The following is a 25,077-nucleotide window of genomic DNA, read 5'->3' as shown; positions in this document are numbered from 1 at the left end:
AAACCCAACCGCATTAAAACCGGACGAAGCCAGATACGAAGATAAGTGCGGGCCAGTGTAGCAAGGGAGATCAAGCCTTGTCAGCCGATGGGAGCCCCATCCGCCGACAACGGCCATAAAAATTCCCGCCTGTGTCAGAAATTGGATGAAAAGAGATCAACGCGGCGGATCGAGCCGGCCATTGCCGCTACCGTTGACTCGAAACCAGCCGGCGATGCTGTAGCGCTCCTGGTTGGCGGGCAGCACCTCGTGGGGGAACTCTTCGGATAGAAACAGCACCAGCCGCCCGCCCCGGGGCGAGACATCCATCAAAAACTGCTCGTCGTCATCGTACATCCGCAGCACCCCGCCCGCCTGGGGTTGCCAGTCGTTGTTCAAGTAGAACACCGAGGTGAGGCGGCGGTTGGAACGCCCGGCGAAGGCATCGCGATGGGTGGCATAGAAGTCGCCGCTGCGATAGCGGGCAAAGTGGGCCTCGTAGTCGAACAGCCCTAGCATCAGCATCCGGTTGGCGGCCAGCCGCAGTGCCTCCATGCGGGCCAGATAGTCGGCCACCGGCGCGCCGAGGGAGGGGTCGAGCCAGTGGATCTGATCCCGGCGAATGGCGCGGTTGTCCTGATGCAGGGCATCACGACCGATCCCCGCCGGCCGCCACGCATCCGGCAGACACGCCTTGAGGGCATCCACCTCGGCGGCGGTTAAAAAATCATCCACTATCACCCATCCCCGGGTGTATATGGCGTCCATGACGGCTTGATAGTCCAAGATTGACTCGCAACAAGTGGAGAGAGGGCGCTTTTTAGCGACTTCCAGGGCAAGACACAAACCGGTTTGCTTATCCTCAGAAGTCCCACCATCAATACGCTATCCGGGCGCACAAGGCCCCCATTATCTGGTCGCCATCGCCAGCCTGTGATCCGGCGCACTCAAATGGCCTCAGACCGGGCCGGATCTTTCATGGCAAAGGGGAAAGCGGCGCTTGCTCCGTGTCGTCGCGCCCGTTACCGTGGAGCGATACGCCCTGAATGGGCCCCATGCAACAGGAGTGCTTCATGTCATTGCCCGACCTTATCCTGCAACGCCTTGACGGTACCGAACTGCCCTTGTCCACCCTGCAAGGCCAGGTCGTGCTGGTGGTCAACGTCGCCAGCCGCTGCGGCTTTACCCCCCAGTACACCGGACTGGAGGCGCTTTATCGCGAACTGGGCCCACGCGGACTGGTGATCCTGGGCTTCCCCTGCGATCAGTTCGGCCATCAGGAGCCGGGGGATGCAGAGGAGATCGCCCGCTTCTGCTCCCTCGACTATCCGGTCAGCTTCCCCATCATGGCCAAGTGCGAGGTCAACGGCGAGCAGGCCCACCCCTTCTATCAGTGGCTAAAGAAGGAGAAACCGGGCCTGCTGGGGCTGGAGAACGTCAAGTGGAACTTCACCAAGTTTCTGATCGACCGGGACGGCAAGGTGGTTGACCGCTTTGCCCCCACCACCAAACCCGAGAGCCTGCGAGACGATATCCTGGCCCTGCTCTGAGGCCGCGGCACGCGGCGGCCGGACAACGCGACACGGCTGCTGCGTGCAGGCCGTGCATCTGCTATATTACGCCCCCGTTATCATTTCCATCTTGTGGCGGGTGCCAGCGCACCTGCCATCCGCTGAGCCCAAGGCTCACCAGAGGAGTCTCTCTCGAACATGTCATTCAACGAACTGGGTCTGTCTCCGCACATCCTGCGGGCCGTCAAGGAGCTGGGTTACGAACAGCCAACCCCCATCCAGCAACAAGCCATCCCCGCCATTCTGGCCGGACAGGATGTGCTCGGCGGCGCCCAGACAGGCACAGGCAAAACGGCCGGTTTCACCCTGCCCATGCTGCAGCGCCTGCTGGCCAACCATGGCCGTGGCCGCCGTCAGGTGCGGGCCCTGGTGCTGACCCCGACCCGCGAACTGGCTGCCCAGGTGGGTGAGAGCATCATCAAATATGCCCACCACCTGCCGTTTCGCACCCTGATCGCCTACGGCGGCGTCAGCATCAAGCCCAATCTGGACGCCATCAAGCTCGGCATCGACATCCTGGTGGCCACCCCGGGCCGTCTGCTGGATCTGCTGACCCAGGGGGCGCTGACCCTGTCCGAGCTGGAAGTGCTGGTGCTGGACGAAGCGGATCGCATGCTCGACATGGGCTTCATCGTCGACATTCGCCGTATCATGAAGGCACTGCCGGCCGAACGGCAGACCCTGCTGTTCTCCGCCACCTTCTCAAGCGAGATCAAGGCGCTGGCGGATGACCTGCTCAAAGAGCCCACCCTGATCGAGGTGGATCCCAGCAACACCGCCGCCGAGCAGGTGACCCAGCGCATCATCCAGGTCGATCGGGAACGTCGCCGCGAGCTGCTCTCCCACATGATCGGCCGTGGCAACTGGCAGCGGGTGCTGGTGTTCGTGCGCACCAAGCAGATCGCCGATCGCCTGGCCCAGCAGATGCAAAAAGACGGGCTCGATACCGTCGCCATCCACGGCGACAAGAGCCAGGGTGCCCGCAACCGGGCGCTGGCGGATTTTCGGGAAGGCAAGGTGCGGGTGCTGGTGGCGACCGACATCGCCGCTCGCGGCCTCGACATCGATCAGCTGCCCCACGTGATCAACTTCGAACTGCCCCAGATGGCGGAGGATTACATCCACCGCATCGGCCGCACCGGCCGCGCCGGTCGTGGCGGCGAGGCCATCTCGCTGGTGAGCCAGGACGAGCTGGGCCAGCTCAAGGGGATAGAGGCGCTGATCGGCCAATCCCTCTCGGTGGAGATCCTGGAAGGGTATGAGCCAAGCGGCAAGCCGAGCCGGCAGACCCTGCCAGGCAGCAAGCCGGTACAAAATCCGCCGCGCGCCCGTGGCGCCGCCAATGCCAAGGGCGGCAACGGCAAATCCGCCGCAGGCAAGAGCAAGGCAAAGAGCGATGGCGGCAAGAAGCCAGCCCCAGCCCGCAAGCGGGAAGTGGTGGGCGAGGATATCGGCTTTACCCCCATGCGCCGCCTGCCCAAGGCCCAGCGCGACGACTATCAGGACAACTCCAGCGAGGAGTAACAGGCCGTCCTGATCCCGTAATAACAAAAAACCGCCCGAGAGCGGTTTTTTACTGGGCCGGTGTCACTGGCCTGTCAGTGTCATATGCAGCAATGGATAGGGCTTGCCCTGCCCGTCCAGCGCCGAGCGCCCCACCACCTCGAAGCCCAGGCGGCGATAGAAGCCGAGCGCCTGCTCATTCTGCTCGTTGACGTCCACCCGGGTCGCCCCCAGCCGGGCGATGGCATCGGCCACCAGCAGGCGGCCCACCCCGCCCCCGCGCAGCGCGGGGTCGATGAACAGCATCTCGATGTTGCCCTCGTGCACCCCGCAAAAGCCGGCGATCCCCTGCTCACTGCGGGCGCAGGTGAGGGTCACGGCGTCAAAGTAGTGTTCCAGGATGAGCGCGCGCAGGGTGGCGATCTCCTCATCCGGCAAAAAATGGTGGGTGGCGCGCACCGACGCCTCCCACAGCGCGATCAGGGCCTGATAATCCCCGCGCACGGCCTGCTCCAGTCTCATATCGAACTCACTCAACAGATTGATTGTTCAGGGCCTGTCCGGTCGTCGCCATGGCGTCGACCTGCTTGAGGACAAACCCCTTCTCGATGCCGGCCCTGAAGCCAAGCGACGCATAGAGCCGGTGGGCCGCCTCGCGCCCCTCCCCCGACAGCAGCATCACCTTGTAGCAATCCTGCTGCCAGGCGAGCTCAAGGGCATGGGTCAGCAACTGCCGGCTGATGCCCCGGCGCCGAAACGCAGAGGCCGTCACCACGTGCTCCACCATGCCAAACGGCCGGCCGCCGTTGGTCAGGGTCGCGACCACGCCGAGCTGGCAGGTGGCCGCCAGCTGGCCATCCACCTCCGCCACCAGCAGGTGGAGATGGGGCTGCGCCAGCAAGGCCGTCAGCGCCGCGCGGGCAAGATCCGGTGCGAGCGCTGGGTCATGGGGGCGCAATTCCCGATAGAGCGCCAGCAGACCGGCCATGTCCTGCAGGGTACAGGCCCTGATGAGCGTCATTCCTCTTCTCCTTGAGCTGCGGGCGATGCGGCTTCACGCCTCGCGGGGGGCAAACATGATGATGGCCATGCCGCACAGGGCCACCAGCGACCCCACCAGATCCCACAGGCTGGGCCGGATGCCGTCCACCAGCCAGAGCCAGAGGATGGCCACGAAGATGTAGACACCGCCATAGGCGGCATAGACGCGCCCGGCCGCGGTCGGGTGCAGTGACAGCAGCCAGGCAAACAGCATCAGGCTCAACCCCGCTGGCAGCAACAGCCAGACGCTGCGCCCCTGGGTCAGCCAGAGATAGGGCAGATAACAGCCCAGGATCTCGGCCAGCGCCGTTACCAGAAACAACCCCATGGTTTTCAACTCGCCCATCGGCTACCCCATTGTTCAACAACGTGTTCGGCAAAAGAGCAATGGTAAGCCAAATGGCCGGGCCGGGTAAGCGGGATCAGGCAAGAAACGCGAGGGGGAAAGATAGCGGATACATGCTCGGCCGGCCTTCCCCCGCCAGTACGGGGGAAGGCCAGGTCATCAGCGGGTCTTGACCGCCTGCAGCAGCACCGACATGCCCGGCCCGAAGCGGCGGGCTCTGATGGCCTCGCGGATCGCCGCCTCGTCATAGCGGCTGGCCGGATAGAGCAGCACGCAGGCGGTGTCGCCGGGCTTGAGGAAGTGGGTCTCGCCAAACGGGGTATAGCGGGTGGCCCCGATGCTGATGAGGGCATGGGCCGGGCGCCCGGCCTGGGCCAGCAGTCCCTGGATGTGCTCGGCCGGCCCCTCGTCCTGCTGATGGTTGAACTTGTCGATGGCCCACGTCAGCAGCTGGCCGTGGAAGTAGCTGTAATCCACCGCCGCGCTGTCGACCCCATAGGGGTGCAGCTCGCCGTCCCGCTCCAGGTAGCAGGCGATGCGGTAGTCATCGAGCTCGCAGCCGGCGGCGAAATGGGACAGGGGCAGCAACGCGGGGGCCAGCCCCTTGCTCTCTTCGCCCCAGTTCTTCTTCTCGCTGATCTTTTTGGCGTTGGGACGGCGGATAGAGCAGTCGTTGTAGGCACCAAAGGCGCGCGGATGGATGGCCACCACCTGCTCCCCCGCGTACTCCAGCTCGCACCATAGCGCCACTTCCGGCTCTATCTGCACCTTCTCATCGCCGCTCACCGCCGCTTCCGGCAAGAAGATGGCGTCACCGCTCAAGGGGAAGACGCCGAGCTGGCCGGGGTGGCCCGGCACGTAGAAGGGGAACAGCGCCTTGGGGGCGCTGGTGTCGCGCACCACCACCGCCACGAAATCCGAGGCCTCGCCGGCCTGCTCCAAATGACCGGCGAAATTGCCCGCCACCCCGAGTCCGATAAACTTGCTCTCTGCTGTCACTTGCATCTTCTCACCTGCCTCATGCCAAAGCGAAGGCAGCGGCCCGGCACGGGGCGGCTGCCGCAAACGTGGCGAGGATTAAAACACAGGGATCTGCCCTCGCCCAGCCTGCACGCCCCATCCTGTGCGCCAGCGCGAACTTTTGCGAGCCGGTCGGCGAGCTTGTGAGCAACCGCCATACCCGCACTGGTTCGACCGTGTGCGGCGCCTGCCCTTGATCAGGGCAACAGGCAGCGCATTGATCAACCATGGCCCCCGGAAACAGATCGTTTCCACATCCTGCCGCCTTGCCCCTTGGGCCAGCCCGCCAACTTTGCTAGGCTGCCCGCCATGCCAATCCGCACACTCAAGGATGCCTGCCGATGTCAGCACAGCACTTTCAGGGCCGCTTCGAGGTCGAGTTCAAATACAGACTCGGCGATGTCGAGGCCTTCACCACTGCCCTCGCCGCCCTCAATCCCGAGGTGATGCTGGAGCGCAACCAGGAGCAGGACACCTACTTCGACACGCCGGACCGCAGCCTGAGCGCGGCGGGCAAGAGCCTGCTGATCCGCGCCATGCAGCCCTCCGGCATCCGGCTCTGGATCGTGAAGGGGCCCGAACCCGATCGCTGCGAGGCGGTCAACATCACCGACGCCGACAAGGCCATCAGCATGCTGCACACCCTGGGCTACCAGCCGATACTGACCCTTCGCAAAGTACGCAGCATCTATTTCGTCGGCCCCTTCCACGTCACCCTGGATCACCTGGCGGGGCTCGGCGATTTCGCCGAGCTGGCCATCATGACCGATGACGAAACCCTGCTGCCAGATTATCGCCAGCAACTGCTGTCCCTGGCCGCCCGGCTCGGGCTGGACCCCGACCGGCTGGAGAGCCGCTCCTATCGCACCCTGTGCGAACAAGCCACTACCCCATCACCAGAGAGACGTTCATGATCGACAAACTCGCCTGGCTGACCTTCAAGGATCAGCAACTGCTCTGTGCCCGCTCCCACGGCAAGCACATCTACTACATTCCCGGCGGCAAGCGCGAAGCGGGAGAAAGCGACGAGGCAGCGCTGATGCGCGAAATCGAGGAGGAGCTGGCCGTGGCCCTCCAGCCCGACACCCTGGCGTTTGCCTGCGAGTTCAGCGCCCAGGCCGACGGCAAGCCACAGGGGGTCAACGTCAGGCTGCGCTGCTACACCGGCGAGGCTGACGGCTCTCCCGTCGCCTCGGCGGAGATCGCCGAGCTGCGCTGGCTCGACAGCCGCCATATGGCCGAGATCTCGCCGGTTTCCCGGCTGCTGTTTGCCTGGCTGGTCGAACAGAAGCTCATCCGCTGAGGGAAGCCCGCCTGGAGGGCGTGATCGGGCGCACCCGGCGAGCGACAACGACTTGAAATTGGCGGCAGAAACGGCGAGTCTAACCAGTCATCCTGCCGCCGGTCCCGTTGGCGGCAGGCGCCGCGGCAGACCGGGCCGGCGGCGTGAACTTCGTTGACAAGGACTCCTGATGGACATAGTTGAGGTTGATACCACCCAGGGCATCAAACCTGCCCTCATCACTTTGCTGCAAGACAGCGTCGCCAGCGGCGCGTCGGTGGGCTTTCTGCCGCCGCTGACCGAAGAGCAGGGGCTCGTCTATTGGCAGGGCATAGAGACGGAGCTGGCCGCGGGCAGCCGCCGGCTCTGGGTCGCCTTCCTGCAGCACCAGCTGGTCGGTGCCCTCCAGCTCTCGCTGTGCACCAAGGCCAATGGCCGTCACCGCGCCGAGGTGGAAAAACTGATGGTGCACAGTCTCCACCGTGGCAAGGGGGTCGGCTGTGCCCTGATGGCCAGCATGGAGCAAGGGGCCAAAGAGGCCGGTCGCAGCCTGCTGGTGCTCGACACCCGGGTGGGCGATGCCGCCTCCCGCCTCTATCGCCAGCTGGGCTACCAGGAGGCGGGCCAGATCCCCGCCTTTGCCCGCAGTGCCGACGGCACCCTGGCGGCCACCCTCTTCTTCTACAAGCAGCTCTGAGCCGCGCACCGCCTCCGCTTCGCACGCCTCTACACTGCTCGCCCCTACTCTGTAGCCACAGTGCGCCCTCCCCATGGAGGGCGCGTTGCGTTACCCCTTCAGCTTTCAGAAAACAATCAAGACAGCATAAAGATTAATTTTGAGTCTGCTATAGCCCCATTTGCATATGATTGTTCCTTCACCTCAACCTAGACGAGGCGTATGGTGTGGCAGGAAGACCCGTTTGCATACCAAATGGATGCCACTCACTGCCTTGAGGAATACTGCATGCCTATCCTGCCTCGTACCGTCACCTCCCCCAAAAAGTTCATCATCGGCCACGATCTGCTGCCCCAACTCCATGATCACGTAAAAGATTTCGGCGACAACGCCCTGCTCGTCAGCGACGAGTTCATTCTGGAGCGAGTGCGGGAGGAGGCGCTGGCCGGCCTGCTGCAGGCAGGTCTGAAGGGGGCGGTCGAGAAGTTCAACTACGAATGCACCGACATCGAGATCCGCCGCCTGTGCGATCTGGCCGAGCAACAGGGGGCCAACGTCATCGTCGGCATCGGCGGCGGCAAGACCCTGGACGTTGCCAAGGCGGTGGCCTTCTACCTGCGCCGCCCCGTGGTGCTGTTTCCCACCATCGCCTCCACCGATGCCCCCTGCACCGCCCTCGCGGTGATCTACAACCCGGCGGGCGAGTTCGAGCGCTATCTGTTCCTGCCCCAGAACCCGGATGTGGTGATCGCCGACACCGCCATCATAGCGGCGGCCCCCGCCCGCTTCTTCGCCGCCGGCGTGGGTGATGCGCTCGCCACCTACTTCGAGGCCCGCGCCTGTTACCGGGCGGACGGCATCAATCTGGTGGGCAAGCGCCCCTCCCGCACCGGCCTCGGGCTGGCCCGGCTCTGCTACGAGCTGCTGGGGGAGAACATCGAGCTGGCGATGGACGCGGTGCGCCACCATGTCACCACCCCGGCGCTGGAGCAGACCATCGAAGCCACCATCTATCTGAGCGGCGTGGGCGCCGAAGCGGGCGGCCTGGCGGCGGCCCATGCGATCAACAACGGCATGTCGGTGGTGGCGGATCTGCACCGGGCCCAGCACGGCGAGAAGGTGGTGTTCGGCCTGCTCACCCAGCTGGTACTCGAGCGCGCGCCCCAGGCCGAGCTGGACGAGGTGATGCGCATCATCCAGCTGGCCGGCCTGCCCATGACCCTGCAGGAGATGGGGCTGAGCCGTTTCGTGGAGAGCGAGTGGCGCCAGGTGGCCAAGCTTGCCTGCGATCCCCTCGATACCATGGGCAACATGCCGATGAGCGTCAGCGAGCAGGATGTCTACCACGCCATGATCGCGGCCAATGCCATGGCCGAGCGCTACCGGACCCGTCACCCACGCGCCTGATCGGCACTCAAGCCAAGCCGTGATCACAGCGACAAGGCCGGCCCCTGCGGCCGGCCTTGTCATTCCCTGCCCGACCTGCTGCAATGGCCCCTTTATCTTTGGGACAAGGAGTCACCATGATATTGGAAGTCGCCCATTTGCAGGTCATCCCCGGTCAGGCTGCCACCTTCGAGCTGGCATTCTCCCAAGCCCAGCGCATCATCAGCACCATGCCGGGCTACGGCGGACACCAGCTCCAGCGCTCGCTGACCGATCCCCACCGCTATCTGCTGCTGGTCAACTGGCAGCGCCTCGAAGATCACACCCAGGGCTTTCGTGGCTCACCCCAGTACCAGCAGTGGAAGGCCCTGCTCCATCACTTCTACGATCCCTTCCCCACGGTCGAGCACTACCGGCAGGTCACCTTCGATGAGACAGAGCAGCGGAAACAGGATAACGGCCTGATCTGAACCAGATGCCCGGTGTCAGGACCAAGGTGACGGCTGAAGCGGCATTGCCTCGTTCGGTGTGCAAGCAGATAAGTGGCACGGGGGTGGGCTGTTAACCAAGAGAGAAGTGAGGAAGAGTGATCAGAGGGCCAAGCAGAACGCGGATCATCCGCGCCCAGACTTGGCCCCTGATGGGAAGATCAGGCCAACCGTTCGGCCCGCGCCTTGATCAGAGGGGCGGCAAAGGCCTCCTGAGCCGCGATCAGCTGCAACTCATAGGCATCGGCCTGCCAGGTGTGCAGTAGTACCGTATCCACCGCCGCATTGGTGCGCTCGAACGCGCTGACGGCATCGTAACCCGCCTGCAGATTGGCCAGCATCAGCGCGCTGATGAGATCCCCCACGCCCACCGGCTGGCGGGCAAACTCGTAGAGCGGGCGGTCGATCAGATAATCTCCCTCGGTGGTGGCCAGCAGCATCTCGAAACGACCCGGCTCACGGGCAGCGCGTCCAAGATGCTTGACCAGCACCATCTTCACCCCGCGCGCCAGCAGCTGATGAGCGGCGGCCCGCGTCTGCGCCAAATCCGTCAGATGGACGTCGCACAGGGTCTCCAGCTCCAGCAGATTGGGGGCCATGATGTCGGCCGCCGGCAGCGCCTTCTCGGTCAAGAAACGGGTCACCCCAGGGGCGACGATGCACCCTTTCTCTGGATGGCCCATCACCGGATCGCAAAAATAGATGGCGGCAGGATTGGCGGCCTTGACCGCGGCCACCACCGCCAGGATCTCGTCCCCCTGCTCCGCCGAGCCCAGATAACCGCTCAGCACGGCGTCGCAGTGCGCCAGCACCTCGATGTTCGAGAGCCCTTCGCACAGGGCGCTGATATGCCCTGCGGGCATCGCCATTCCCTGCCATCCGGCCGCATATTGGGTGTGATTGGAGAACTGCACCGTGTTGATAGGCCATACCTCCATACCGAGACGGCGCATGGGAAACACGGCGGCGCTGTTGCCGGCACAGCCGAACACCACGTGGGACTGGATAGAGAGAATGCGTTTCATCGACATCACCGCAGAGAAGAGTCAGGGGAAAGGCGCAATATATCGGATGAAGATATTGATCTTCCACCCTTGATCAGCACAAACCCTTATTTGGTCGGCAAAATCCTCGTTGACGCCCTGGTTGCCATCGCCATCACCGGCCCCCTCTGCACTGACATGCCGCAGCTTGCAACCGCAAACACGGCCGACGTGGTCTAATAAAGTGATACAAAGCTCTTGTTTGATGGCATATGAGATTAATAAATGGGCTTTTGGTGCGCAGAGCCATCTGATGGCGAGTAAACAAGCGGGTGTCTGTGGCAGCCCTGGCCCTCAGGCAGCAAGGCAGCAAGGCAGCAAGGCAGCAAGGCAGCAAGGCAGCAAGGCAATGTAGTGGAAGGAGGCCACGGCGTCGGTGCAAGTGAAGGTATAACCAGACAGCCAAAGGCCGGATCGGGCTAGTCGGCCCGATCCGGTTTATCAGGGGCGAGCAAAGTGGTAGACCCAACCCTCGTCCAAAGCCATCTCGGCAGGTGGCGCCACCAGTGTCGGCAACAGGGAAACGCTCCCCTTGGCGGCATATTGCAGCGCCATCAGGGCGCAGATGGCGGCGTCGTAGCGATCGGTCCCCGCCGTCACATCGGCCGGTAGATGCGCCAGCAGCTCGGCGCGCACCGCCGATGCCTTGCCCCCCACCTTGGCAAGGGCGGGATAGACCTCCAGCACGGCGCGATCGGCCTGCAGTTGCTGCTTGGGCACCAGCTGCAAGTCGGCCAGTCGGGGCAGCATGGCGAGCGCCAGGGTCGCGTTGTTGCCGAGCCTGTCGAAGGTGGCCGAGAGCGGCTTCTTGCCATATTGCCGGTGCAGCCAGCGCTCGCAGTCCCGATAGGCATAAGGGTTGTCTATCTCACGCTGGGGCACGGCGCACTCGGTCGCCCTCCCCGCCAGCAGCTCGCCCAAGGCGCGAGGAAACGCCAGCGGCGCGTCGATGCCCAGCGCCAACTGCGGGCAGGCCAGCACCTGCAGCAGGTGGATCTCGTCGTGCAGTGCCGGGCGCAGCAAGGCATCCAGATCCGGCGCAACCCGTGAGCTAAGTCGAAACAGGGGCGATACCCCAAACCAGTGCAGCCGCTGTTCACGCGCCTGCCACCCCACCACGGCCACCGCCTGGGCACTGCCCTGCCAGCCTCTTACGTCCCAGCCGATGCCGATGGCATCCATGTGTTCCATTGTCATGCCAGTGTCACCTCTGCACGCTATCAATGCAGCACAGGGTAATGGCTGGCGCCCCTAAAGCAAGGTTGGCGGCGCGGCTTAGAAGGATTTCTTGAAATTGATCAGCGGCAAGATGGGGAAAATCCCGTTCTCGGCGTAGTTGGCGAGGCCAATCTGCAGACCGTCCAGGTGCTTGGTGGCGTTGATGAAGCCCAGCTGGAAGGTGGTGCGCTCGGCATAGTTGACGAAGCCGACGTTGGCCAGGGCATTGCCCTTGGCGATGTTGACGGCACCCCAGTTGAGGCCCTGCACATTGTTGGTCAGGTTGACGAAGCCAAGGTTGACGCCCTTGTCCTGACCCTCGTGCCAGTTGACCGCGTTGATCGCCACCCCGCCAAACTGGTGGCGTACCCGGCCGGCACCGAGGAAGATACCAAGCTGCAGACCGGTGAATTGATCCACATCGGAGAGGGCGAAGACCGGCAGATCGACTCCCTTCACCTGACCGGTGCGCCCATAGAGCACAGAGGCTCTGGCCCCCTCGACCTGATGGGACGCGGGCAGATTGACGCCGGGCAAGGAGAGCTGGACAGGGGTACTGGCGTGGGCAACGCCGCCAAGGGCAGCAGCCCCCAGGGCAAGCAGCAGGCGAGCAGGTTTCATCGATGCATTCCTCAAGACTCAGGGAGTGGCGTCAGCCTATCAGCCCCGCGGCCTGGGAACGAGACCCGACGGACGTGGCTGCGTCACCCCTCGTCTGAATCGGGCCAGCCAAACTGGACAGACCAGCATCAATATTTCGCCAAAAATTAACATTTATATTATTTACATCAAGCCTCATTTGGTAACACAATGCCTAAACGTGCGTTTGAACAGAGCAAACGACACGTGACGACTTTAAGGATGTAGTCGAACGGATGTAACCGAAGAATGGGCCCATCGGCCTTTTGCAATACCCTTCTGCCAACCACGGAGACACGCGATGAATATGGACGTAATCAAGACCTTTACCGAGCAGATGCAAGGCTTTGCCGCCCCCCTCACCCGTTACAACCAGCTGCTGGCCAGCAACATCGAACAGCTGACCCGGCTGCAGCTGGCCTCCGCCAACGCCTATGCCGAGCTGGGACTGAACCAGCTGCAGGCCGCCGGCAAGGTGCAGGATGCCCAGAGCCTGGCGGCCCTCGGCACCGTCCAGCTGGAGACCGCCAGCCAGCTCTCCCGCCAGATGCTGGACGACATCCAGAAGCTCAACACCCTCGGCCAGCAGTTCAAGGACGACCTCGATGCCCTGGCTGCCGACGGCATCAAAAAGAGCACGGGCAAGGCCTGATATCCCCCTGGCTGCCCGCGACGGGCAGCCACATCTCCCCATGCTCCGTCACGACAGGCTCGCCCTGCGCCGGGGATGGGTGAAGGAGAGAACATGAGCCAATCATCTTACGGCCCGCTGTTCGAGGCCCTGGCCCACTACAACGACAAGCTGCTGGACATGGCCAAGGCGCAGACCGAGCGCACGGCCCAAGCCCTGCTGCAGACCAATCTCGACGATCTCGGCCAGGTGCTGGAACAGGGTAGCCAGCAGCCTTGGCAACTGATCAATGCCCAGATGAACTGGTGGCAGGATCAGCTCAAGCTGATGCAGCACACCCTGCTCAAAAGCGCAGGCCAGCAGAGCGAACCGCTCATCGCCCCCGAGCGCAGCGATCGCCGCTTCAAGGCCGAGGCCTGGAGCGAGCAGCCCATCTATGACTACCTCAAACAATCCTATCTGCTGACCGCCAAGCACCTGCTGGCTTCGGTGGATGCCCTCGAGGGGGTGCCCCAGAAGAGCCGGGAGCGGCTGCGTTTCTTTACCCGCCAGTACATCAACGCCATGGCGCCAAGCAACTTTCTGGCCACCAACCCGGAGCTGCTCAAGCTGACCCTGGAGTCTGACGGCCAGAATCTGGTGCGTGGACTGGCGCTGCTGGCCGAAGATCTCGAGCGCAGCGCCGATCAGCTCAACATCCGGCTGACCGACGAGTCCGCCTTCGAGCTGGGGCGGGATCTGGCGCTGACGCCGGGCCGGGTGGTGCAGCGCACCGAGCTGTATGAGCTCATTCAGTACAGCCCGATCACGGAAACGGTGGCCAGGACGCCGGTGCTGATCGTGCCGCCCTTCATCAACAAGTACTACATCCTGGACATGCGGCCCCAGAACTCCCTGGTGGCCTGGCTGGTCGCCCAGGGCCAGACGGTGTTCATGATCTCCTGGCGCAACCCGGGTCCGGCCCAGGCCGACATCGATCTCGACGACTACGTGGTGGACGGCGTCATCGCCGCGCTGGATGGCGTGGAGGCGGCCACCGGCGAGCGGGAAGTGCACGGCATCGGCTACTGCATCGGCGGTACCGCCCTCTCCCTGGCCATGGGCTGGCTGGCTGCCAGACGCCAGAAGCAGCGGGTTCGATCCGCCACCCTGTTCACCACCCTGCTCGACTTCTCCCAGCCGGGGGAGCTTGGCATCTTCATCCACGAGCCCATCATTGCGGCGCTGGAAGCCCAGAACGAAGCCAAGGGCATCATGGACGGGCGCCAGCTGGCGGTCTCCTTCAGCCTGCTGCGGGAGAACAGCCTCTACTGGAATTACTACATCGACAGCTACCTCAAGGGGCAGAGCCCGGTGGCGTTCGATCTGCTGCACTGGAACAGCGACAGCACCAACGTGGCGGGTAAGACCCACAGCAGCCTGCTACGCCGGCTCTATCTGGAGAACCAGCTGGTGAAGGGGGAGTTCAAGATCCGCCACACCCGCATCGATCTCGGCAAGGTGAAGACCCCGGTGCTGCTAGTCTCGGCCATGGACGATCACATCGCCCTCTGGCAAGGGACCTGGCAGGGCATGAAGCTGTTCGGTGGCGAGCAGCGCTTCATCCTGGCTGAATCGGGCCACATCGCCGGCATCGTCAATCCGCCGGACGCCAACAAGTACGGCTTCTGGCAGAACGACACCGAGGCCGCCAGCCCCGAGGCGTGGCTCGCCGGCGCAAGCCACACCCCCGGCTCCTGGTGGCCGCAGATGGCAGCCTTCATCCAGAGCCGGGAAGAGGATCCCGCCCCCCTCCCTGCCCGCATCCCGAGCGAAGGGCTGGAAGCGGCCCCCGGCAGCTACGTCAAGGTACGGCTCAACCCGGTCTTTACCCAGACCCCCGAGGAGGAGCCAGCATGAGCACGCTTCCCTTCGAGGTGGGCCAACAGGCCAGCCTGACCAAGCGGTTCGGTGCGGCAGAGGTCGAGGCGTTTGCCGGGTTGTCGGAGGATTTCAATCCGCTGCACCTGGATCCCGCCTTCGCCGCTACAACGCCGTTCGAGCGCCCCATCGTGCACGGCATGCTGCTGGCAAGCCTCTTCTCGGGGCTGCTGGGCCAGCAGCTGCCGGGCAAGGGCACCGTCTATCTCGGTCAGAGCCTCGCCTTCAAGCAGCCAGTGTTTGTGGGGGATGAGGTGACGGCAGAGGTGGAGATCATCGCCCTGCGCAGCGACAAGCCCGTCATCACCCTGGCCACCCGTATCCTGACGGCAACCGGCACCATCGCCGTCAGCGGTGAAGCCGTGGTGAAGTTCGGCTGAAAGCAGTTTGCCCCATGATCTCAGTCAGCCCGGCCACTGCCGGGCTGACTGCTATGGTGTGCGCCCCCAAAATGGTCTTGCAAGCCACAATTGCCCGCAGACATATCCCCTTGCCCTTTCCTTGACGGCCCGAACTGCCTAGAATAACCGCCCTGCTGTTTCAGCCATTCATCCACTAGAGGATTTCCCATGGAGACGTTTCTGCTCGAAGGCCACCCCTTCGTTGCCTTGTGCGACCTTATCAAACATCAGGGTTGGGCCGATTGTGGCGGTGCGGCCAAGGCGCTGGTCGCCGAAGGGCTGGTAGAGGTGGACGGTCAGGTCGAGACCCGCAAGCGCTGCAAGATCGTGGCCGAGCAGGTGGTCAACTTCAACGGCATGAAGGTCGTGGTGAAAGAAGGTGTCAGCCCCGAGATCCTCTGATCCCGACGCTCTGCCACGCAAGCGCTACCCAGCACAGTGGCCAAGCTGATAGTCAACTTCAACGGCATGAAGGTGGTCGTGAAAGAAGGCATCAGCCCCGAGATCCTCTGACCTTGCTTGAATAAGGGCGCCGACGCGCCCTTTGGCATTCAGCTGGCTTTGATCGACAGAGTCAGCACGAAGCGCGCCATCGCCTCATCCCCGTTCAGCGACGGACAGGTGGCCACCACCTGGATGGGGCGGTTGATGCGCTGACCGCTCGCCAGCGACTCGTCGATCATGGCGTCGATCTCCTCCCCGGCCGCGCAGTCAAACTGCACATCCCCCTCGGGCCGTTTCAGAAACTCCCCCTGCACATCCTTGAAGGCGAAGTGTACCTTCTTGCGCCGCTGCCGCCCCTTCTCCATCACCAGCAGACCGCCCACCAGATCGGCGCCGGTCGCCAGCGCGCCGAAGTACATGCTGCCCAGGTGGTTGCGGGTGCGCCAGCCGAGCGGAATGCGAATGCGCAGCGCCTTGGCGCTCATCTCTTCGATGACCGGGGCACAAAATCCGATGACGGGGATGTAGCGCCAGGCAAAGAGCCGCAGCGCCAGGTTGGCCTTCAAACGTTGCAAATCCATATGCGAACTGATCCGATGAGTTGATGTAAACAACATGTTGCCAGCATGGCTGGCGTTCGACAAGGACGCGGATCACGCTTGCCGTCATTTCCCCTCATCAAAAAAGAGGGAACCGCACGGGTTCCCTCTGCTCGTTCCTATGGCGATCAGGCCCGCTTCTCTTCCAGCCAGGCCCCCTGGCTCTGCATCTCGAACAGCTGGGCATAATGGCCGCCCAGCGCCATCAGCTCACCATGGCTACCCCGCTCGTTCACCTGACCGCGCGAGAGCAGCAGGATCTCGTCCGCATCGACGATGGTCGAGAGGCGGTGGGCGATGGCAATGGTGGTGCGGCCGCGGCGCGCCGCCGCCAGCGCCGAAGAGAGGGCCAGCTCGGTCTGGGAGTCCACGCTGGCGGTCGCCTCGTCCAGAATGAGGATGCGCGGATCCCCCACCAGAGCGCGGGCAAAGGAGAGCAGCTGACGTTGACCGGCGGAAAGGTTCTTGCCCCCCTCCTCCATCAGGGTGTTCAAGCCCTCCGGCAGGCTCAGCACGAACTCGGCCAGCTGTACCTCGGTCAGCGCCTGCCACAGCCGTGCCTCGTCGATACCGTCGCGGCCAAGGCGCAGGTTTTCCGCCAACGTCCCAACGAAGATGAAGGGATCTTGCTGGACCAGCCCGATGCTGCGACGCACCGCCGAGAGCGACAGGCTCGCCATCGGATGATCATCGAAGCGGATGGTGCCCTGATCCAGCGGGTAGAAACCCATCAGCAGGCTGATGATGGTGGACTTGCCGCTGCCGGTATGGCCCACCAGCGCCAGCATCTGGCCCGGTTTGGCGGTAAAGCTCACGTCCCGCAGCACCTGCTGCTCACCATCGTAGGAGAAACCCACCCGCTCGAAGCTCACCTGCCCCTTGAGCGGGCGCATCTCGCCCTCGGTGCTCTCGCGCTCTTCATCGAGCAGGGCAAAGACCCGCTCCCCGGCCACCATGGCCTGCTGCAGCTGGTTGAGCTGGTTGGTCATCTCGATGAGCGGCTCGATCATCCGCCCCAAATAGCTGATGAAGGCGTAGAGCACCCCCACCTGGATGGCGCCCTCCGCACTCAGCCCCTCGCGGGCAAACAGCGCCAACAGGCCGATCAGCACCATCATGTAGAAGAGATCGATGAGCGGGCGCAGCAGGATGCCGTTGATCTTGAGGCTCTTGAGGCGCGCCGCCCAGTGCTGCTGGTTCACCTCGGCAAAGGCGTTGGCGAAATGGCGCTCCTGCACCATGGCCTGGATGACCGGCATCCCCTGCAGCGACTCGTTGAGGCGGCTGTTGATGTCGGAGAGCAGGCTGCGGGTCGCCCGCACAACGGGCACGCTCAGTTTCTGATAGAGCCACATCACGCCACCCACCGCCGGTAACAGACAGGCACACACCAGCATCAGCCGCAGATCCAGCAGCGCCATGGAGATGAGGATGCCGCACAGCAGCACCACCTTCTGCACCAGCAGCCCGATCACCTGCACATAGAGGTTCATGATCGCCTCGGTGTCGTTGGTGATGCGGGAGATGAGCGAGCCGGAGCGATGCTGGTCAAAGTAGCGGGCCGGCAGCCGGATGGCGGTGGCAAACACCTGCTCGCGCAGTCGCTGCACCACCGCCTGGGCGATGCGGTTGAAACGCAGGGATTGCAGGTAAAAACCGGCCGCAGACAATACCTGCAGGCCGAGATAGCCGGCGGCGATGGCCGCGATGGCCGGCCACACCAGCTGGCGCGGCGCCAGATAGTCGTCGATGAACAGCTTGATGAGCAAGGGACCGGCCACTTCGGCGCCAGTAGCCAGCAGCAGGCAGATCCCCGCCTGAATGAGCCAGCGTGGATAACGGGCGCAGTACCCGAGCAGTCGTTTGATGGTCGGGTTCACAGGTACTCCTCCACGTCTTGTTTCAGCCGCTGATGATGAGGCACCAGGCCGGCATACCAGCACTCGGGGTCAGCGCCACACCGACTGAAGGCGCTCTTGATGAGTGGGCTCACAGGCTCTCCTCCACGTCTTGCTCGAGACGCTGGTAACGCACCATATCGGCGTACCAGCCGTTGTGGGCCATCAAGGCGCCGTGGCGACCCCGCTCACTGACATAGCCCTCTTCCAGCACCAGGATCTCGTCGGCCTGCTCCACCGCCGTCATCCGGTGGCTGACCAGGATCAGGGTGCGCTTGTGGGCCTTGAGGGCGTGCAGGATCTGCTGTTCGGTGTGGGCATCCACCGCCGAGAGGGCATCGTCGAGCACCAGGATGGGCGCCTCCAGCAACAGGGCTCGGGCGATGGCGAGCCGCTGTTTCTGACCGCCTGATAGGGTCACCCCCTTCTCCCCCACTTCGGTCTCATAGCCTTTGGGGAAACGGCTGATGTCGTCGTGCACGCAGGCGATGCGCGCCACCCGCTCAATCTCCTCCCGGCTGGCATCGGGGCGGCCGAGGGCGATGTTGGCGGCAATGGTGGTGGAGAAGAGAAACGGCTCCTGCGGCACATAGGCAAACTGACCGCGCAGCTCACCCAGCGCCAGCTGCGAGATGGGCACCTCCCCCATGCGGATCTCCCCTGCGGTGGGGTTGGCCAGTCGCATCAACATCTTGAGCAGGGAACTCTTGCCCGCGCCGGTGCGCCCGACGACTCCGAGCATGCCGCCGGCTTGCAGGGTGAAATCCACATTGCGCAGCAGAGTGCGCTGCTCGAGCTGGTAGCTGAGCGCCACGGCGCGCAGCGGAAAGGCCGAGGCCAGCGCCACCGGCTGGGCCGGCTCTTCGATGTCACTGCGCTCGGCCAGCAAGCTTTCAATCCGCGAATAGGCGGCGCTGCCACGCTCGATGATGTTGAACAACCAGGCGATGGCGAACATGGGCCAGATCAGCTGACCGAGGTACATGGTGAAGCTGGTGAGCTCCCCCAGGGTCAACTCATCACGCAGCACCAGGGCGCTGCCGCCCGCCACCGCTAGAAAGTAGGAGCAGCCGATACAGAGGTAGATGACGGGATCGAACTTGGCATCGATGCGGGCCACCGCCATGTTGCAGGCGCCCGCCTCCCGGGTCAGCTCGGCAAAGCCGCGATCTTCGAGCGATTCCACCGCATAGGACTTGAGCACCCGCACGCCGGAGAGCGCTTCCTGGGTCTTGTTGTTGAGCCGGGAGAAAGCACCCTGCGCTGCCTTGAACTCCTTGTAGATCTGGGTGCCAAAGCGGTTCATGAAAAACGCCATCACCGGCAACGGCAACAGGGAGAGCAGGGTCAGCTGCCAGGAGTACTGGCTGCACATGATGGAGAGCACCAGCACCCCGACGATGATGGAATCCACCAGGGTCAATACCCCTTCCCCGGCGGTCATCTCCACCGCCTGGATGTCGTTGGTGGCGTGGGCCATCAGATCGCCGGTACGATGGCGCTGATAAAAGTCCGGGCTCATGCGGGTGAAGTGGCTGAACAGCCGGTTGCGCAACACATAGGCGAGCCGGTAGGAGGCGCCAAACAGCATGACCCGCCACACGTAGCGCAGCAGATAGATGAGCAGACCAAGAGCGAACAGCCCGGCCAGATAGCCCGTCAGGGTTGCACTATCAAGGGACCCTTTGGCGATGCCATCCACCACCCAGCCCACCACCTTGGGCGGGATCACGGTCAACAGGGCCACCATCATCAACAGGGAGATGGCGATCAGGTAACGCCGCCACTGCTCCTTGAAGAACCAGCCCAGCCTTGCAAATACACTCACGTAGATATCCTTTGTCGCGACCGACCCAGGGCCGGCGCCCATCACGGGGAAACTCAATGCAATCGCCCCCGGCTGGGGGCGATACGAGGGGGTCATGATAGCCTGAAGCAAGCGGCTTGAGAATTATTGCTATTTCACCTGTTACAACAAGCGATCATCACGCTGTCCGAAGCCGGCGTACGGTGTTTCATGCTGCTCTCCGGTAAGCAGAAAGTGGGACACCTCCTCCCGGGTCAGACTGAACACCTGTTGCAACTGCTCCAGATCCTGCTCGGTCAGCTCCTCCTGCTGGCGCAACCGCCACTCCAGCTCACCGGCCATGATCTGCAGACGGGAGGCGGAAATATTGGCGGAGACCCCCTTGAGGGTATGCAGCAACCGGCAGGCGATATCGGGCTGCTGACGACGCAGGGCGGAGCGGATCTCCCACAGGTCGTCCTTGTGCTCCGACATGAACAGCTTGAACAGGATCTGCAGCGCCTCCTTGTCCTGCTCCAGCCGCCTGAGGGCATCCTCCAGATCCAGCCGCCTGAGGGCATCCTCCAGATCCAGCACTCCCATCAGGTCGGGCGGTTTCACCTCGAGCGGCACCCGCCGCTCGCCGCTGGCGCTCTTCACCCACTGCAGCAGGTTGTTGTAGAGATCGAGCTTGCTGACCGGCTTGGTGACATAGCCGTTCATGCCGACTCCGAGGCAACGTTCCCTGTCCCCCGGCATGGCGCTGGCGGTCAGGGCGATGATGGGGACATCGTGCTTGTCGACCATCTTGCGGATCTGGCGGGTGGCATCCAGCCCGTCCAGTACCGGCATCTGCAAGTCCATCAGGATCACGTCGAAGGGCTGCTCGGCCACCCGCTCGACCGCCTCCCGACCGTTGCCCACCACGGTCACCAGGGCATCGACCCGGCGCAGGTATTCGATGATGAGCTGCTGGTTGACCCGGTTGTCCTCGGCCAGCAGTACCCGGATGCCTTGCAGCAGCTCGCGAAAATGCTGCTGATCCCCCTGCGCCTCGGCCTGGCGGAACTGCTGATCGTGGGAGCTGCCGTTGAGCAGCTCGTCCACCTTGGCCAGCAGGGCATTCTCGGTCATCGGCTTGGGCAGGAAGTGGGTCAATCCCATGCTCTCCATCCGCCCATGCAGCCCCTCCTTGGCCCAGGCACTGGTCATCAGGATCGGCAGACGGCGCCACTGGCTGTGCTGATACATCTCGAGCGCCAGATCCAGCCCGTCTTCCTGCCCCATGCGCCAGTCCAGAATGGCCAGCCGGATATTCTGCCCCTCTTCCCGCAGCACCTGGCGAGCCCGGGAGAGGCTGTTGACCGCCATGACCCTGGCACCGGCCCGGCCCAGGATATCCTTGGCCAGATCCAGCACCAGCTCGTTGTCATCCATCACCAGCACCAGCGGCTGATGTTCGAAGAAGACCCGCCGCCCGGAGACGCCGTAGACCGCCTTGGTCATGGGGATCTCGAACTGGAAGACCGAGCCCGTTCCCGGCTTGCTCTGCACCGTGATCCGGCCCCCCATCAGTTCGACCAGACGCTGGGAGATGTTCAGACCCAGCCCGGAGCCACCGTATTTGCGGGTATTGCCTGCCTCCAGCTGGGTGAAGGGCTGGAACAGCTGGGCCTGTTTCTCCTCGGCGATGCCGATACCGGTGTCACGCACACTGAAACGCACCTGCATGGGGTGCTGGTTGACCAGGGTGATGGCTACTTCCACCTCGCCCCGCTCGGTAAACTTGATGGCGTTGTTGACCAGATTGACCAGCACCTGGCCGAGGCGCAGCGGATCGCCGCGCAGAAAATCCGGCACGGCCGGCGACTTGTTGATGATGACCTCGACCTGCTTGCGCTCGGCCAGGTCGGCAAACATGCCGGCCAGCGAGTCGATCTGCTCGCTCAGATCGAAGTCGATCTCCTCCAGGGTCAGCTTGCCGGACTCCACCTTGGTCAGATCCAGAATGTCGTTGATGAGCAGCAGCAGGGTATCCGACGAAGATTTGATCTTGCTGAGATAATCCCGCTGCTGCTGATCCAGCTCGGTCTGCAGTGCCAGCGAGCTGAACCCGATGATGGCGTTCATGGGGGTGCGGATCTCGTGGCTCATGTTGGCCAGAAAGTCGCTCTTGGCCTGGGCCAGCAAGCCGGTCTGGCGCGACAGCTCGCTCAGCTTCTGGTTGCGCCGCCACAGGGTCACCGCCACCAGCCCGAAACAGAGCATGGCCCCCCCCAATACCATCAGATAGAAGCGGCTCTTGAGGGAGGAGGCCTGCTCCATCTTGCTCTGCTTCCAGAGTGACAGCCCCTCCAGTTCGTGCATGTCGATGACCTGGTTGCGCAGCACGTGGTACTCCACCACCTGATGGCTGACATCCTCGCTCAGCTGGGCCAGCCCCGCCACTTCGGGATTGGCGGGATAGGCCGTCTTGAGGCGGCGCTGCAGGGCCTGCAGCCGCAGCTGCTCGCCCTTGTCCCAGCTGCGTTTGAGGTAGTGACTGAGCTGGGCCAGCTCGGTCAGGTCGATGGCAAGCGGAGAGTCTGCCGGCAAGGTGGCCAGCAAGCCGTTGAGCTGCTTTTGAAACGGCTGCTCTATGTACTCGATCGCCATCTCCATGGAATAAAGCTTGGCCAAGTCGAGCAAATAGCTGTCGATGTCATGCAACAGGGATTGGGAGTGGGGATTGTCGGCAGAGTCGGGATCGTTGCGCACCTGCCGCACGAAGCTGTCGAGGTTGCTCGACAACTGGTTGAGACGTTGTTGTACGTTGCCGTCGTTGGCCTTCTCGCGGCCAAGCAGATAGACGGTGTCGGTATTGACCCGGTTGAGGATCAACTCTGCGGCAACGCTGAGCTCGGAGGCCTTCTGCTGCTGGCTGAGCAGCTGCCAGCAATAGCCGGAAAACGCCAGCAGCGATACGATGATCAGGCTAAGCACAACACGATTGACCCGTGTCACATTATTCATCCCGTCTCGATTCTCATGTCATGGCCACGCATCCACCGACATCATGTCGACACAGGATAACTGGCTGTGAAAGATAACTGACTACTATGTTACCGTTACTCTGCCCTGTCAGTGCAATAAGATGTTGCAGGGCTTATGCATACAGGAATCAATTATGTCATTTATCACTACCTATTGTAGCCATTGCTTCACCAGGAACCGCCTGCCTGAAGAAAAAGTGGATTCAAACGCGAAATGCGGCCGCTGCAAGAGCGGGCTGTTCGCCACCACCCCGGTCAACGGCCAGGAGCAGCAGTTCAATACCCTGATCCAGTCCGACATCCCGGTCGTGGTCGACTTCTGGGCCAGCTGGTGCGGACCATGCCTTCAATTTTCACCTGTTTTTCAACAAGTTGCCAGTGAACTTGAACCAAGACTCCGCTTCGTCAAGGTCGATACCGAGCAACAAGCCGCCATTGCGGCCCGTTACGCCATTCGCAGCATTCCCACCCTGATGGTCTTCAAGCAGGGCAAGATGGTGGCACAGCGCAGTGGCTCCCTTCCTCCCAGTCTGTTCAAGGAGTGGTTGCACAGCTTCATCTAGGCCACAAATGATACCAATATGTTTAATTTGTGTTTATTTAATGTTTTCATTTACCTTGACTCTGTGAGTCCCGGCATGCTTTGACCAGTTCCCCCTGTTTCAAACGGGGGGATGAATGTAATCTCGGCAACACAACAACAACCATAAATTAACCGAGAGAACAATATGCACACATCTGCAGTACCCTCCACTACCCCATCACGCTGGCTGGACATCAAATCCGGGATCGTCATCCTGGATGTCTTGCTGCTCTGTGCCATGCTGGCCTGGCTCCCCTTTGACCCCAACGTCAACAAGGGGCTGGGGATCCTGGTCTTCATCGCCATCCTCTGGCTGACTGAAGCAATCAACATCACCATCACGGCTCTCTCCATCCCGGTACTTGCCACCCTGCTCGGGGTCTTTGACATGAGCAAGTCGCTGACTGACTTCGCCAACCCGGTGCTGTTTCTGTTCTTCGGCGGCTTTGCACTGGCCGCTGCACTCTCCAAACAGGGGCTGGATACCCAGATCGCTGCCAAGGTGATGCAGCTTGCCAGAGGCCACCTCGGCTGGGCCGCCATCGTGCTCTTCACCATCACGGCCGCCCTCTCCATGTGGATCAGCAACACCGCCACCGCCGCCATGATGATGCCTCTGGCTCTCGGCATGCTGAAAGGTCTCGATGCCCACAAGGAGCGCCGTACCCTGGTCTTCGTCCTGCTTGGGGTTGCCTACAGCGCCAGCATCGGTGGCATAGGCACCCTGGTCGGCAGCCCGCCCAACGCCATCGCAGCTGCCCAGATGGGGCTGGGTTTCACCGACTGGATGAAGTTCGGCATCCCGGTGGTACTCATCTTCATGCCGGTGGGCATCGGCTTGCTTTATATGGTGACCCGTCCCAACCTCTCCCATCAGGTCAGCACCGAGCAGGTCACCATCCAGTGGACCGGTCAACGCAAGATCACCCTGCTCATCTTCCTGACCACAGTACTGCTGTGGATCGGCTCCCAGCCCATTGCCAAGGCACTGGGAGGCATTCCCCAGTTCGATACCCTGATCGCCATGGGTGCCATCGTGGCCATTGCCATCAGCCGGGTGGCCAGCTGGGATGACATCAACCAGAACACCGACTGGGGTGTGCTGATGCTGTTTGGTGGCGGTCTCACCTTAAGCGCCATCCTCAAACAGACCGGGGCCAACGCCTTCCTGGCGGAGCACCTCTCCAACGGTCTGGCCACCATGCCGATCTTCATCATCCTGCTCTGTCTGGCCGCGTTCGTGGTGTTCCTGACCGAGCTGGTCTCCAACACCGCCACCGCCGCCCTGCTGGTGCCGCTGTTTGCCGGGGTTGCCCAGGCGCTGGGCGTATCGCCCATCGTCGTCTCCGTGCTGATCGCCGTTGGTGCCTCCTGCGCCTTCATGCTGCCGGTGGCCACCCCGCCCAACGCCATCGTGTTCGCCAGCGGTCATATCAAGCAGCGTGAGATGATGCGGGCCGGCCTGGTGCTGAACCTGGTCTTCACCGTCATTCTGACCCTGCTCGCCTACTTCATGGGTGACATACTGCACTGATATGCCGAGAACCAAGGCCCCTGACGGGGCCTTTTTATTGCCTCTTCTGCATGCAGT

The 25,077-nt window shown here is 62.9% G+C and carries 25 protein-coding genes; 13 read left to right on the top strand and 12 right to left on the bottom strand.

Going from position 1 to position 25,077, the window contains the following annotated elements; genetic code table 11:
* Positions 1-156 precede the first annotated feature (156 nt).
* Complete coding sequence (locus tag E5E97_RS15250) at positions 157-765, bottom strand: 2OG-Fe(II) oxygenase (protein WP_162901948.1); 609 nt, start codon at positions 763-765, stop codon at positions 157-159.
* Positions 766-1,052: 287 nt separating this feature from the next.
* On the opposite strand from E5E97_RS15250, the gene E5E97_RS15245 reads away from it, so the two are divergent.
* Positions 1,053-1,529 (top strand): glutathione peroxidase, encoded by a 477-nt coding sequence (locus E5E97_RS15245; protein WP_016350595.1) that lies wholly within the window; start codon positions 1,053-1,055, stop codon positions 1,527-1,529.
* A gap of 159 nt (positions 1,530-1,688) precedes the next feature.
* Positions 1,689-3,074, top strand: a complete 1,386-nt coding sequence (locus E5E97_RS15240) for a DEAD/DEAH box helicase (RefSeq protein WP_118881306.1) — start codon at positions 1,689-1,691, stop codon at positions 3,072-3,074.
* 63 nt (positions 3,075-3,137) lie between these two features.
* On the opposite strand, the gene E5E97_RS15235 is transcribed toward E5E97_RS15240, so the two are convergent.
* From E5E97_RS15235 to E5E97_RS15220, 4 genes are all read right to left on the bottom strand, one after another.
* Positions 3,138-3,575 carry an acetyltransferase gene (locus E5E97_RS15235; protein WP_118881307.1) on the bottom strand — a complete coding sequence of 146 codons (438 nt, stop codon included), beginning with the start codon at positions 3,573-3,575 and terminating at the stop codon, positions 3,138-3,140.
* 7 nt (positions 3,576-3,582) lie between these two features.
* The gene (locus tag E5E97_RS15230) at positions 3,583-4,101 is read right to left on the bottom strand and encodes a GNAT family N-acetyltransferase (RefSeq protein ID WP_257119911.1); all 519 of its coding nucleotides are present in this window, start codon (positions 4,099-4,101) and stop codon (positions 3,583-3,585) included.
* Between the two features lie 6 nt (positions 4,102-4,107).
* A complete protein-coding gene (locus E5E97_RS15225; protein WP_011706244.1) occupies positions 4,108-4,440 on the bottom strand; it encodes a YnfA family protein in 333 nt (110 codons plus the stop codon).
* A gap of 159 nt (positions 4,441-4,599) precedes the next feature.
* Positions 4,600-5,445, bottom strand: a complete 846-nt coding sequence (locus E5E97_RS15220; protein ID WP_118881309.1) for a DUF5718 family protein — start codon at positions 5,443-5,445, stop codon at positions 4,600-4,602.
* A gap of 356 nt (positions 5,446-5,801) precedes the next feature.
* Between E5E97_RS15220 and E5E97_RS15215 the strand changes: the two genes are divergently transcribed.
* The 5 genes from E5E97_RS15215 (at position 5,802) to E5E97_RS15195 (ending at position 9,274) form a co-directional block, all read left to right on the top strand.
* Positions 5,802-6,374, top strand: coding sequence for a class IV adenylate cyclase (locus tag E5E97_RS15215; protein WP_118881310.1), 573 nt, complete (start codon positions 5,802-5,804; stop codon positions 6,372-6,374).
* Positions 6,371-6,763: an NUDIX domain-containing protein gene (locus E5E97_RS15210; protein ID WP_162901949.1), complete on the top strand. Its 393-nt coding sequence runs from the start codon at positions 6,371-6,373 to the stop codon at positions 6,761-6,763. The genes E5E97_RS15215 and E5E97_RS15210 overlap by 4 nt, the downstream gene beginning before the upstream one ends.
* A 169-nt stretch (positions 6,764-6,932) precedes the next feature.
* Positions 6,933-7,439, top strand: a complete 507-nt coding sequence (locus E5E97_RS15205) for a GNAT family N-acetyltransferase (RefSeq protein WP_118881312.1) — start codon at positions 6,933-6,935, stop codon at positions 7,437-7,439.
* 267 nt (positions 7,440-7,706) lie between these two features.
* On the top strand, positions 7,707-8,825 hold the full coding sequence (locus E5E97_RS15200) for a glycerol dehydrogenase (protein WP_171280508.1): 1,119 nt from the start codon (positions 7,707-7,709) through the stop codon (positions 8,823-8,825).
* Between the two features lie 116 nt (positions 8,826-8,941).
* Positions 8,942-9,274 (top strand): antibiotic biosynthesis monooxygenase, encoded by a 333-nt coding sequence (locus tag E5E97_RS15195; protein WP_171280507.1) that lies wholly within the window; start codon positions 8,942-8,944, stop codon positions 9,272-9,274.
* 179 nt (positions 9,275-9,453) lie between these two features.
* On the opposite strand, the gene pdxY is transcribed toward E5E97_RS15195, so the two are convergent.
* The 3 genes from pdxY to E5E97_RS15180 all read right to left on the bottom strand — a co-directional run bounded on the left by pdxY (position 9,454) and on the right by E5E97_RS15180 (position 12,174).
* Positions 9,454-10,317, bottom strand: a complete 864-nt coding sequence (pdxY, locus tag E5E97_RS15190) for a pyridoxal kinase PdxY (protein WP_118881315.1) — start codon at positions 10,315-10,317, stop codon at positions 9,454-9,456.
* A 459-nt stretch (positions 10,318-10,776) separates the two neighbouring features.
* Positions 10,777-11,532, bottom strand: a complete 756-nt coding sequence (locus E5E97_RS15185; protein ID WP_118881316.1) for a DUF429 domain-containing protein — start codon at positions 11,530-11,532, stop codon at positions 10,777-10,779.
* 78 nt (positions 11,533-11,610) lie between these two features.
* Positions 11,611-12,174, bottom strand: a complete 564-nt coding sequence (locus E5E97_RS15180; protein ID WP_118881317.1) for a phaC PHA synthase — start codon at positions 12,172-12,174, stop codon at positions 11,611-11,613.
* Between the two features lie 319 nt (positions 12,175-12,493).
* Here E5E97_RS15180 and E5E97_RS15175 point away from each other — a divergent pair, with 319 nt between their 5' ends.
* From E5E97_RS15175 to ybcJ, 4 genes are all read left to right on the top strand, one after another.
* Positions 12,494-12,844, top strand: a complete 351-nt coding sequence (locus E5E97_RS15175; protein ID WP_011706254.1) for a phasin family protein — start codon at positions 12,494-12,496, stop codon at positions 12,842-12,844.
* A 93-nt stretch (positions 12,845-12,937) separates the two neighbouring features.
* On the top strand, positions 12,938-14,722 hold the full coding sequence (locus tag E5E97_RS15170; protein ID WP_171280506.1) for a class I poly(R)-hydroxyalkanoic acid synthase: 1,785 nt from the start codon (positions 12,938-12,940) through the stop codon (positions 14,720-14,722).
* Complete coding sequence (locus tag E5E97_RS15165) at positions 14,719-15,123, top strand: MaoC family dehydratase (RefSeq protein ID WP_043122641.1); 405 nt, start codon at positions 14,719-14,721, stop codon at positions 15,121-15,123. The genes E5E97_RS15170 and E5E97_RS15165 overlap by 4 nt, the downstream gene beginning before the upstream one ends.
* A 189-nt stretch (positions 15,124-15,312) precedes the next feature.
* Entirely contained in the window at positions 15,313-15,546 is a 234-nt protein-coding gene (ybcJ, locus tag E5E97_RS15160) for a ribosome-associated protein YbcJ (protein WP_010674882.1), read from the top strand.
* Between the two features lie 149 nt (positions 15,547-15,695).
* On the opposite strand, the gene E5E97_RS15155 is transcribed toward ybcJ, so the two are convergent.
* The 4 genes from E5E97_RS15155 to E5E97_RS15140 form a co-directional block, all read right to left on the bottom strand.
* Positions 15,696-16,169, bottom strand: coding sequence for a DUF4442 domain-containing protein (locus tag E5E97_RS15155; RefSeq protein ID WP_005300417.1), 474 nt, complete (start codon positions 16,167-16,169; stop codon positions 15,696-15,698).
* A gap of 146 nt (positions 16,170-16,315) precedes the next feature.
* Positions 16,316-18,067, bottom strand: a complete 1,752-nt coding sequence (locus E5E97_RS15150) for an ABC transporter transmembrane domain-containing protein (RefSeq protein WP_171280505.1) — start codon at positions 18,065-18,067, stop codon at positions 16,316-16,318.
* 109 nt (positions 18,068-18,176) lie between these two features.
* Positions 18,177-19,913: an ABC transporter transmembrane domain-containing protein gene (locus E5E97_RS15145; protein ID WP_118881320.1), complete on the bottom strand. Its 1,737-nt coding sequence runs from the start codon at positions 19,911-19,913 to the stop codon at positions 18,177-18,179.
* 141 nt (positions 19,914-20,054) lie between these two features.
* Positions 20,055-22,883, bottom strand: a complete 2,829-nt coding sequence (locus E5E97_RS15140) for a response regulator (protein ID WP_171280504.1) — start codon at positions 22,881-22,883, stop codon at positions 20,055-20,057.
* Positions 22,884-23,037: 154 nt separating this feature from the next.
* Between E5E97_RS15140 and trxC the strand changes: the two genes are divergently transcribed.
* Positions 23,038-23,466, top strand: a complete 429-nt coding sequence (gene trxC / locus E5E97_RS15135) for a thioredoxin TrxC (protein WP_043122629.1) — start codon at positions 23,038-23,040, stop codon at positions 23,464-23,466.
* A gap of 165 nt (positions 23,467-23,631) precedes the next feature.
* Positions 23,632-25,020: a DASS family sodium-coupled anion symporter gene (locus tag E5E97_RS15130; RefSeq protein ID WP_171280503.1), complete on the top strand. Its 1,389-nt coding sequence runs from the start codon at positions 23,632-23,634 to the stop codon at positions 25,018-25,020.
* Positions 25,021-25,077: the final 57 nt, after the last annotated feature.

The organism is Aeromonas sp. 2692-1, assembly GCF_013085505.1.
Taxonomy (GTDB): Bacteria; Pseudomonadota; Gammaproteobacteria; order Enterobacterales; family Aeromonadaceae; genus Aeromonas; species Aeromonas hydrophila.
The sequence above is the reverse complement of the archived record's forward strand: the minus strand, read 5'-3'. Positions and strand labels throughout refer to the sequence as shown.